Source organism: Kribbella sp. (assembly GCF_035655035.1).
In the GTDB taxonomy this organism is placed as follows: Bacteria; Actinomycetota; Actinomycetes; order Propionibacteriales; family Kribbellaceae; genus Kribbella.
On record NZ_DASRVN010000326.1, the window covers coordinates 1 to 10,442 of the forward strand.

Consider the following 10,442-nt stretch of genomic DNA (forward strand, 5'->3'; position numbering starts at 1 on the left):
CTGGACGTCCAGCAGGTCCGGCAGCGCGTCCAGGGCGGTACGGACGTCAGCCGTGGACGCATCCGGGTTACCGGGCTCGCGGCGGTACTCCAGCAGCAGCACGGGCCAGCCGAGGTCGGAGAGCGCCGCACCGAGTGAGCGCGCGTGCACGCGATCGTACTGCGGCCGCCAGAACCCCCCGTGGATGAACACCACGAGCGGCCGGTAGTCCTTCGCGTGCCAGTAGTCGATCACCTGGTCCGGGTGGTCGCCGTACCGCAGCTCCTGATCGGGCTCGGGCGCCTTGCGCGACAGTACCGACCGGTCCTCACTCATCCGACCTCCCGAGATAGCGCAGAGCGTTGGCCGTCAGTAGCTTGTGCTGCTGCCCCGCGGTCAGGAAGCCGGACTTCCGTACCACCTCCCCGACCGGCCGTTCACCCAGTGGATAGGGATAGTCACTGCCGACCAGCACGCGGTCTTCCCCCAAGGTATCCACAAGAAGCCGCAAAGGCGCTGATTCGAACACCACCGTGTCGACCAGGATCCGGTCGAGGTAGTACGCCGGATGATGCTGCGAGCGACCGCGGACGAGGTCGCCGCGCCGGTGCCAGGCGTTCTCCAGCCGGCCGAGCCAGAACGCGAAACTCCCGCCGCCGTGCGCGAAACAGATCCGCAACGACGGCGGCAGTACGTCGAACGCGCCGCCGAGGATCATCGCCAGCAGCGACAGATGCGTCTCGGCGGGCATCCCGGTCAGCCAGCGGGCCATCCACCGGTCCAGCCGCGGGCCGCCCGGCATGTCCCACGGGTGCACGAGCACCGGCGTACCGGTCTCCGCGCAATGCTTGAGGAAGGCAACGATCCCGGCGTCGTCGAGGTCCTTGTCGCCGACGTGGTTGCCGATCTCGACACCTACGTGCCCGGCCGCCCGCGCCCGCTCCAGCTCGGCACAGGCCAGGTCCGGATCCTGCAACGGCACCTGACAGAACGGCACGAACCGCGGATCACCCGCCAGCGTCTGCAACGTCAGGTCGTTGAAGATCTCCGCGAGCTTGACGGCTTGCTTGGCGGGCCGATCGTAGGAGAAGAAGACCGGCGTCGGCGACACCACCTGCAGATCGATGCCGTCGGCATCCATATCGGCGCGCCGTACGTCGCGATCCCAGGCCTGCGGGCCGATCGGGCGGAACTCGGTGGACCCGACCATGATCATCGCGGTCCGCTCGGAGTCGATCCGCAACCACGGCCAGTCGTCCCCGCCGCACGCCGCGGCCAGATCCGGCCAGCCGTGCGGGACCAGATGGGTGTGGACGTCGACCGCCATCAGCCTTTGCCCGGGTGCACCGTGCCGCAGGTCGGGCAGGTGCGGGCCTCCTCGCTCTCGTAGAACGCCTTGAACACCGGCGGCAGGTCCTCGACGATGTCGTTCACCTGGAGCTCGACCTCGTGCACGATGCCGTTGCAGTTCGCGCAGTACCAGCGGAACTTCTCCAGCGTGCCCTGCTCGCGGACCCGCTCGATCACCAGGCCGATCGAATTCGGGCCGCGCTGCGGGGAGTGCGGCATGTTGCGGGGCAGCACCCACATCTCGCCGGCGTTCACCGCGACCGTCGCGGGGCCGTCGTCGGTCATCACGTTGACCTTCAGCTCGCCCGAGATCTGGTAGAAGAACTCCTCGTACGGGTCGACGTGGAAGTCGGTGCGCTGGTTCGGGCCGCCGACCACCATCGTGATGAAGTCGTCCCCGGTCGGAAACATCTGCTTGTTGCCGACCGGCGGCTTCAGCAGGTGCTTGTTGTCCTCGATCCACTGCGGGAAGTTCGTCGACTTCAGGTTCGCCATCTCTGGTCCTCCTCCGAACGGTGCAGACCGTGTCCTTGTGGGACGGCCGCGATTCCGGATATCTCGATCAGCAGCTGGGGATGCGGCAGCTGATGTACTGCGACCGTGGTCCGCGCGGGCCCGGTCTCGTCGAAGAATTCGCCGTACACCTCGTTGTACCCCCCGAAGTCGTTCATCGACACCAGGTACGTCGTCACGCTGACCAGATCCTCCAGCCCGGCCCCGACCGCGCCGAGGACGTCCCGGAGGTTCTCCAGCACGGCCCGCGTCTGCTCTCGGATGTCCAGCGAAGCCGTCCCCAGCGCATCCACGGACGCCCCGGCGATCGAGTTGTCCGGCCGCCGGCTCGACGTACCCGACACGAACGCGAACCCGCCGGACACCTTCACGTGCGGGAACCGGCCGCGCGGCGTCGCCTTCCCGGGTACGACGGTCATGACAGCTCCACACAGACGTTGGTGGTTTCGGTGTAGAAGTCGATCGAGTGCCGCCCACCTTCCCGCCCGACGCCTGACAGCTTCACCCCACCGAACGGCGTACGCAGGTCGCGCAAGAACCACGTGTTGACCCAGCACAGCCCCACGTCGAGCGCGGCGCCCGCGCGGTGGGCACGGCCGACGTCCCGGGTCCAGACGGTTGCCGCGAGACCGTAGTCGGAGTCGTTCGCGAGGGCGAACGCTTCTTCCTCGGTGTCGAACGGTGCGACATGGCAGATCGGGCCGAAGACCTCTTCACGATTGGTCCGAGCGTCTTCAGCAAGCCCGGTGACGACGGTCGGCTGGATGTAGAAGCCGCCGTCGCGGGCGTCGCCGAAGGTCGGTACGCCGCCGCCGGTCACCACCTCGGCGCCCCCGGTCCGGGCGAGGTCGTAGTACGAGAGGACCTTGTCGCGGTGCTGTTTCGAGATCAGTGGCATGTTCGTGGTCGCCTCGTCGGCGGGCCAGCCGTAGGTGAGTTCGGCGGCGCGGGCGGCCAGTCGTGACGTGAACGCGTCGAAGACCGGGCGTTCGACGTACAGGCGTTCGGTGCAGAGGCAGACCTGGCCGCCGTTGGTGAAGACCGAGCGCACGGAGCCTTCGACGGCCGCGTCCAGGTCGGCGTCGGCGAAGATCAGGCCGGCGTTCTTGCCGCCGAGCTCGAAGGAGACGGCCTTGACCCGGTCCGCGGCGACCTTGGCGATCGCGGTGCCGGTGGCGGACTCGCCGGTGAAGGTGATCGCGTCGACGCCCGGGTGCTTCGTCAGGTACTCCCCCGCCGACGACGGGCCGAAGCCGTGGACGAGGTTGAAGACGCCGTGCGGTACGCCGGCCTCGGCCATCACCTCGGCGAGTACGGTCGCGGAGGACGGGGTCTCCTCGGAGGGTTTCACCACCACGGTGTTGCCGCAGGCAAGCGCCGGCGCGACCTTCCAGGTGAGCAGCAGCAGGGGAAGGTTCCACGGTACGACGATCGCGACGACACCGACGGGTTTCCGTACGGCGTAGTTCAGCGCGCGCCGCCCGTCCGGGAGGACCGTGGTGTACGATTCGGTCGGCACGGTGGTCGCGAAGTCCGCGAAGGCCCGGAAGTTCGCCGCACCCCGCGGAATGTCCAGCGTCCGCGCCTGCCCGATCGACTTCCCGGTGTCGCCGACCTCCGCCGCCACCAGCTCCTCGAACCGCCGCTCCAGCCCGTCGGCGACCCGACGCAGTACGGCGGCCCGCTCCTGCTCGCTCATCCGCCCCCACGGCCCCTTCAAGGCCGCCCGAGCAGCGCCGACGGCGGCGTCGACAGTCCCGGAGTCGGCCTCACAGACCTCGAAGATCTGCTCCCCCGTCACCGGCGACACCTTCGCGAACCGCGCGGCGCTCTCCACGAACTCCCCGTCCACGAAATGCCGCAGCACCCCCACGGAGCTGGGTTGCCCGGTCAACAGCTCGTCCGACCACAGGCTCACGCCGGCCACCTCCCGAACCTGAGCGGATATCCACCCGTGTAGTGGGTTCTCCACCGGTGTACCAGCGGAGAACCCCCAGCACGGGCGGATAACCCGTCGTCGGTGCGGGAGCAGGCGGGAGTCATCGGTGGAGCCTTCGGCGGATGACAGGTAGGAGGGCGGCGGCTGCGGTGAGGGCGGTGAGGCCGAGGACCTGGTGCTGGCGGCGGACTCGGCGCTGGACTTCGGCGTACGGGGTGGTGGAGAACGAGACGAGTTCGTAGCGGGAGACGTAGCGGCCGGGGAGGGCTCGTTCCAGGGCGTGTTCCAGCTGCTTTTGCAGGCGGAAGACGGGGGACGCGACCTTGTCGCGCATTTCCACGAAGTTGGCGAGCGCCATGTCCGCGATCGCCTCGGTGTTCTCGCGGCGGCGGGCTTCGAAGAGCGGCAGGGCGCGGGCCCACGAGCCGCCGGTGTCGTCGAGGCAGCGGTCCAGTTCGACCACGTCCTCGAAGGCGCAGTTGGCACCTTGGCCGTAGAACGGGACGATCGCATGGGCCGCGTCGCCAACCAGCGCCGTACGGCCGTGGGCCTGCCACGGCAAGGTGTGGACCGTGCCCAGGACACCGACCGGATTGTTCAGGTAGTCGTCGACCAAATCAGGGGCCAGCGGCAACAGATCGGGATAGTTCTCCCGGAAGTGCTCCTCAATACCGCACACCGTGGTGAGCGCGTCGAAGGACCCGGCCGGCCAGAACAGCGTGCAGGTGAAGGACTTGTCCGGGTTCGGCAGCGCGATCATCATCGACGTGCCGCGCGGCCAGATGTGCAACGCCCCGGGATCGAGCGCGAACTCCCCGTCAGCGCTGGGGATCGACAGCTCCTTGTACCCGTAGTCCAGGAACTCCACGTTCTCCGCAACGATGCCCTCGGCAAGCAATTGCTCCCGTACGGCGGATCCCGCCCCGTCCGTTCCCAGCACCACGTCCGCCATCGCCGAGACCTTCCCGGCCGGCGTCGCGAACACCAGCTGCCCGTCGGCCGAATCGAGCTCCACCAGCCGGTGCTCGAACTCCACCGTCACCCCGTCGGCGGCCGACGCCGCGGACAGCAACGCGTTGTTCAGCGCGCCCCGGCTGATCGAGTTGATCGCCCGGTCGCCGGACGCCGAGTACGCCTGGAAGTCCAGCGGCCCGCTCACCGGGTGGATCATCCGGCCCTTCATCGGCAGCGCGTCCGCCATCACCTGGTCCACCAGCCCGATCCGGCGCAGCGCGTCCAGCCCGCGCTCGGAGATCGCCAGGTTGATCGACCGCCCGCGCTCCACCTCGGCCACCCGCGGGTCCGGGCGCCGCTCGTACAGCGTCACCGGCAGCCCGCGGCGCGCCAGGTAGCAGGCGAGCAACGACCCGGTCAGCCCGGCTCCGACGATCGCGACCTTCATCCCATCACCTCGATCAGCGCCGTGGCGGCCCGCCAGCAGTCGTGGTACGTCGAATACAGCGGCACCGGTGCGAGCCGCAGTACGTCGGGCTCCCGCGAATCCGCGATGACGCCGTACTCGAACCGCAACCGCCGCGACAGCGCCCCGGCACCACCCGGCACCCGCACCGACAACTGCGCGCCCCGCCGCGCCGGATCCGCGGGCGTGATGACGTCGAAACCGGCGAGCAGCTCCGCCAGGCACGAGGTCAACCGCACACTCCGCTCCCGCAGTACGTCGATGCCGATCTTGTCGAACAGCTCCAGCGACGTCCGCACCGGGCTCATCGAGAAGATCGGCGGGTTCGACACCTGCCACGCGTCCGCGGTCGCCGGCGGCCGCGCCTCGGGCGTCATCTCGAACCGGGTCGCCGCCTCCGTACTCCACCAGCCCTCGAACCGCGGCACGTCCCCGCCGAGGTGCCGCTCGTGCACGAATGCTCCGGCCAGCGCGCCCGGGCCCGAGTTCAGGTACTTGTACGAGCACCACGCCGCGAAGTCCACATCCCAGTCGTGCAAGGACAACGGCACGTTCCCGGCCGCGTGCGCGAGGTCCCACCCGACCACCGCACCGGCCGCGTGCCCGGCCTTCGTGATCGTGGGGATGTCCATCAACTCGCCGGTCAGGTAGTTCACGCCGCCCAGCAGTACGAGGGCCACGTCGCCACCGAGCTGCTCGACGACATCCGCCGTCCGCAGGCTGTCCTCCCCCGGCCGCGGCCGCAGCCGGATCACCGCGTCCTCCGGGTCGTACCCGTGGAACCGGGCCTGCGACCGTACGGCGTAACTGTCCGACGGGAACGCCGCGTCCTCGATCACGATCCGGTGCCGGGACCGCGTCGGGCGGTAGAAGGAGACCATCAGCAGATGCAGGTTGACGGTCAGCGAGTTCATCACGACGGTCTCGCTCGGCAGCGCACCGACCAGCCGCGCCGCCGGACCGGTCAGCAGCTCGTGGTACGGCAGCCACGGCCGCGCCGCGTCCAGGTGCCCCTCGACCCCGAGCGCGGCCCACGCGTCCAGGTCCTCGAGCAGCTCGGCGCGCGTCGCCTTCGGGCGCAGGCCGAGCGAGTTCCCGGCGAAGTACGCCACCTCGGGATAGCCGCCACCCTGCGCCGGCGGTACGCCGAACAGCTCCCGATGACCCGGGTCGGCCGCATCGAGTTCCAGCGCATCCGCCTCGGAGAGCGTCACGCCTCCGCGACCTCCGAGGCAACCGGGGCGACGGCTGCCGGGATCACCTGCCCCTTGCCGAGTACCGTGACGCCGCCCTTGGAGACGGTGAACCCGCGCTGCCGGTCGTAGTCCGGGTCGACGCCGATCTCGGTGCCGTCCGGGATCACGATGTTCTTGTCCAGGATCACGTTCTTCAGCACCACGTCGCGGCCGATCTTGCAGTTGTCCATGATCACGCAGTTCTGCAGGTCGGCCCCGGCGCTGACGGTCACGTTCGACCCGAGCACCGAGTGGTCGACGTGCGCACCGGACACGATCGAGCCCTGGCAGACGATCGACTCGCCGACGGTCGCGTTGTCGGTGAACTTCGCGCCCGGCAGCTGCGGGTGCGACGTGAAGATCGGCCAGTCGTTGTTGTAGAGGTTGAACACCGGCTGGATCGACACCAGGTCCATGTGCGCCTCGTGGTACGAGTCCAGCGACCCGACGTCGCGCCAGTACGAACGGTCCCGGTCGAGCGCGCCCGGTACGTCGTTGTCCTGGAAGTCGTACACCCCTGCCTTGCCCTCGGCAACCAGCATCGGGACGATGTCGCCGCCCATGTCGTGCCGGGACGCCGGGTTGGCCGCGTCCTTGCGGAGCGCCTCGACCAGGACGTCGCGGCTGAACACGTAGTTGCCCATCGACGCGAAGGTCTCGTCCGGCGAGTCCGGCAGCCCCGGCGGGTCGGCCGGCTTCTCCAGGAACTCGTCGATCACGTGTCCGTCCGCGCCGGTCTTGATCACGCCGAACTCGGTCGCGTCCGCCCGCGGCACCCGGATGCCGGCCACCGTCACGCCGTTCCCGCGCTCGATGTGCGCGGCGACCATCTGGGAGGCGTCCATCCGGTACACGTGGTCCGCGCCGAAGACCACGATGTACTCCGGGTCCGCGTCGTTGATCAGGTTCATCGACTGGTAGATCGCGTCCGCGCTGCCCTGGTACCACTGCGGGCCGAGCCGCTGCTGGGCCGGGACGCAGGTCACGTAGTTGCCGAGGAAGGTGGACATCCGCCAGGTCAGCGTGACGTGCCGGTCGAGCGAGTGCGACTTGTACTGGGTCAGCACGCAGAGATTTCGATAGCCGGCGTTGACCAAATTCGACAGCACGAAGTCGATCAGCCGGTAACTGCCGCCGAACGGCACGGCCGGTTTGGCCCGGTCCGCCGTCAGCGGCATCAGCCGCTTCCCCTCGCCACCGGCCAGCACGATTCCGAGAACTCTGGGCGCCTTTGCCATGACCGCACCTTAGCTCCGGATACCCCAGGGCATAAGCGGTTGCGAGTGTCGCGACACTGTAAAGATGCCGATCCTCGTCGTTCCGACCGTTGCTGTTCACCGTTCGTTCCTCGCCGCCTGGGACGAGCTCGACCCGGTGGACCTGCACTGGCTGGGGCCGAAGTCGATCGCCGACGACGACGAGTTGTGGAGCCGGGAACGGGCGGCGGATCCGGCCCGGTTCGAGGTCCTGGTCGAGGCGATCCGGCGGGAGGCCGAGCCGGAGACGGTGCTGCCGCCCGGGCTCGTGCACCAGACCGTGCTGTGGTTCGTCGACGGCGTCGAGCTGCTCGGCCGGCTCTCGATCCGGCACCACCTGACGCCTCCGCTGACCGAGGTGGGCGGCCACATCGGGTACTGGGTGCGGCCGTCCGCGCGCCGGAAGGGGTACGCGACCCAGATGCTCGCCCAGTCGCTGCCGCTCGCCGCCGCCCTCGGGATCGACCCGGCGCTGGTCACCTGCGACGTGGACAACACCGGATCGCGCAAGGTGATCGAGGCAGCTGGTGGCGAACTGGAAGACGAACGACACGGAAAGCTGCGCTTCTGGGTGCCGACACACGCCGCTTGATGACTTATCGTCGGGCGGTATGAAGGTCGCCATTCTGACGCGTGAATATCCTCCGGACGTGTACGGCGGGGCCGGGGTGCACGTGGACTTCCTGGTCCGCGAGTTGCGCCGGCTGATCGACGTGGACGTGCACTGCATGGGCGAGCCCCGGCTGGGCGCGACCGCGCACTCCGAGGACGACCCCCGGATGCCGAACGCGAACGCCGCGCTGCGGATCCTGTCCACCGACCTGACGATGACCGCGGCGGTCGGGGACGCGCAGCTCGTGCACTCGCACACCTGGTACGCGAACATGGCCGGCCACTGGGCGAAGCTGCTGTACGACGTACCGCACGTGGTGACCGCGCATTCGCTGGAGCCGCGGCGCCCGTGGAAGGCCGAGCAGCTCGGCGGCGGGTACCGGCTGTCCAGCTGGGCCGAGAAGACGGCGTACGAGGCGGCCGACGCGGTCGTCGCGGTCAGCCGCGGGATGCGGGACGACGTGCTCGCCTGCTACCCGTCCGTGGATCCCGCAAAGGTGCACGTGATCTCGAACGGGATCGACGCGGACTTCTACCACCCGGACCCGGCGACGCAGGTGCTCGAGCGGCTGGGCGTCGACCTGAACCGCCCGTACGTGACGTTCGTCGGCCGGATCACCCGGCAGAAGGGCGTACCGCACCTGCTCCGCGCGGGGCTCCGGCTGGATCCGTCCGTACAGCTCGTACTGCTGGCCGGCGCGGCCGACACGGTCGAGCTGAAGGCCGAGACCGACGCCTTGATCGACGACCTGAAGGCGGCCCGCGACGGCGTGTTCGTGGTGTCCGAGATGCTGCCGCGCGAGGAGGTCCGGCAGGTCCTGACGCACGCGCTGGCGTTCTGTTGCCCGTCGATCTACGAGCCGCTCGGCATCGTGAACCTGGAGGCGATGGCCTGCGAGACAGCGGTCGTCGCGAGCGCGGTCGGCGGCATCCCCGAGGTGGTCGACGACGGCGTCACCGGCATCCTCGTGCCGTACGACGAGCACGACACGGACACGTTCGAACGCGGCCTCGCGGACGGGATCAACGCCCTCGTCGACGACCCGGCGAAGGCGGCGGCGATGGGCAAGGCGGGACGCGAGCGCGCGGTCTCCCAGTTCGGCTGGGACGCCGTGGCGCAGCGGACCGTGGAGCTGTACAACAGCCTCCTCGGGTAGGGGAAACCCCACCGGCGCCGGGGGGTTCGCACCATTCTGTGAAGAGGCCGGCGACGGTTGGGTTGAGGTATGACTTCACGCCTCACGCGGACCGTCGCCGCCACTCTCGCCACCGCAGCCCTGCTCGCCTTCCCGGCGTCGGCCTTCGCCGCCGTTCATCAGCCGACGCTGTCCGAAGCGGCTGTTTCCAGCGTCCACACACCACGTGGTGCGTTGGTCTCAGCAGTTCCTGTTGCTCACCTGACAGCGGCTCAGCTCGACGCGGCGGCAGCGGACTTCCCGGGCGCGCCGAAGTCGTCGTACGCCGTCACCGCGTACCGGCTGATCTACCGCACCGTCGACACCCACGGCCGGCCGACGACCGCCAGCGGGATCGTCGTCCTGCCCGACGGGCGCCGCGGCGCACTCACGGTGACGGAGTATCTGCACGGCACGAACGCGACCAAGGCGGCCGCCGCCTCGACAGACAACCTCTCGACAGATCGCCTGGTCACCGCGCTGTTCGCCGGCCAGGGCCTGGTCGGCGTCGCACCGGACTACCTCGGCCTGGGACTGGGCCCAGGCCCGCATCCGTACATCGACACCAAGACCGAGACCTCAGCATCAGCGGACCTGCTGCTGGCGGCGCGCACGTTCGCGGCCAAGCACGGCGTGGCGTTCAAGCGCGACGTACTGGTCACCGGCTTCTCCCAGGGCGGCCGGGCCTCGCTCGCTTTCGGCCGGGCGCTCAGCCGCGGTGAGGTGGGGCCGTTCCGCCTCGGCGCCCTGCGCGCGGTCGCGGGCCCGTACGACCTGCTCGGTGAGGAGTTGCCGGCCGCCTTCGACGGTCGCGTCATCCCGCCGACGGCGACGTTCTACCTCGCGTACCTCGTGACCGCTTGGAACCGGACGGTCGGGTTGTACGACGATCTGCGCGAGGCGTTCCGGGCGCCGTACGCGTCAACCGTCGAGGGTCTGTTCGACGGGTCGCATACCGAGGAG

Annotated in this window: 10 protein-coding genes and 1 pseudogene; 3 read left to right on the forward strand and 8 right to left on the reverse strand. The window is 69.4% G+C overall.

Going from position 1 to position 10,442, the window contains the following annotated elements; all coding sequences use genetic code 11:
- From VFF46_RS18405 to glgC, 8 genes and pseudogenes are all read right to left on the reverse strand, one after another.
- Positions 1-315 (reverse strand): annotated as a pseudogene (locus VFF46_RS18405) (alpha/beta hydrolase); the annotation flags it as partial.
- Positions 308-1,306, reverse strand: coding sequence for an amidohydrolase family protein (locus VFF46_RS18410; protein WP_325038370.1), 999 nt, complete (start codon positions 1,304-1,306; stop codon positions 308-310). The gene VFF46_RS18410 and the pseudogene VFF46_RS18405, both read right to left, overlap by 8 nt.
- The gene (locus tag VFF46_RS18415) at positions 1,306-1,824 is read right to left on the reverse strand and encodes a 3-hydroxyanthranilate 3,4-dioxygenase (protein WP_325038371.1); all 519 of its coding nucleotides are present in this window, start codon (positions 1,822-1,824) and stop codon (positions 1,306-1,308) included. Before VFF46_RS18415 ends, VFF46_RS18410 begins: the two co-directional genes overlap by 1 nt.
- Positions 1,812-2,261, reverse strand: coding sequence for a RidA family protein (locus VFF46_RS18420; RefSeq protein WP_325038372.1), 450 nt, complete (start codon positions 2,259-2,261; stop codon positions 1,812-1,814). The genes VFF46_RS18415 and VFF46_RS18420 overlap by 13 nt, the downstream gene beginning before the upstream one ends.
- On the reverse strand, positions 2,258-3,760 hold the full coding sequence (locus tag VFF46_RS18425) for a 2-hydroxymuconic semialdehyde dehydrogenase (protein WP_325038373.1): 1,503 nt from the start codon (positions 3,758-3,760) through the stop codon (positions 2,258-2,260). The genes VFF46_RS18420 and VFF46_RS18425 overlap by 4 nt, the downstream gene beginning before the upstream one ends.
- Positions 3,761-3,881: 121 nt before the next feature.
- A complete protein-coding gene (locus tag VFF46_RS18430; protein ID WP_325038374.1) occupies positions 3,882-5,183 on the reverse strand; it encodes an NAD(P)/FAD-dependent oxidoreductase in 1,302 nt (433 codons plus the stop codon).
- Positions 5,180-6,415: a kynureninase gene (gene kynU / locus VFF46_RS18435; protein ID WP_325038375.1), complete on the reverse strand. Its 1,236-nt coding sequence runs from the start codon at positions 6,413-6,415 to the stop codon at positions 5,180-5,182. The genes VFF46_RS18430 and kynU overlap by 4 nt, the downstream gene beginning before the upstream one ends.
- Positions 6,412-7,674 carry a glucose-1-phosphate adenylyltransferase gene (glgC, locus tag VFF46_RS18440; protein WP_325038376.1) on the reverse strand — a complete coding sequence of 421 codons (1,263 nt, stop codon included), beginning with the start codon at positions 7,672-7,674 and terminating at the stop codon, positions 6,412-6,414. The genes kynU and glgC overlap by 4 nt, the downstream gene beginning before the upstream one ends.
- A 64-nt stretch (positions 7,675-7,738) precedes the next feature.
- On the opposite strand from glgC, the gene VFF46_RS18445 reads away from it, so the two are divergent.
- The 3 genes from VFF46_RS18445 to VFF46_RS18455 all read left to right on the forward strand — a co-directional run.
- Entirely contained in the window at positions 7,739-8,284 is a 546-nt protein-coding gene (locus VFF46_RS18445; protein ID WP_325038377.1) for a GNAT family N-acetyltransferase, read from the forward strand.
- A 19-nt stretch (positions 8,285-8,303) separates the two neighbouring features.
- Complete coding sequence (gene glgA / locus VFF46_RS18450) at positions 8,304-9,461, forward strand: glycogen synthase (protein WP_325038378.1); 1,158 nt, start codon at positions 8,304-8,306, stop codon at positions 9,459-9,461.
- Between the two features lie 69 nt (positions 9,462-9,530).
- Positions 9,531-10,442: hypothetical protein (locus VFF46_RS18455; protein ID WP_414673073.1), on the forward strand; the 912-nt coding region annotated here is incomplete at its 3' end.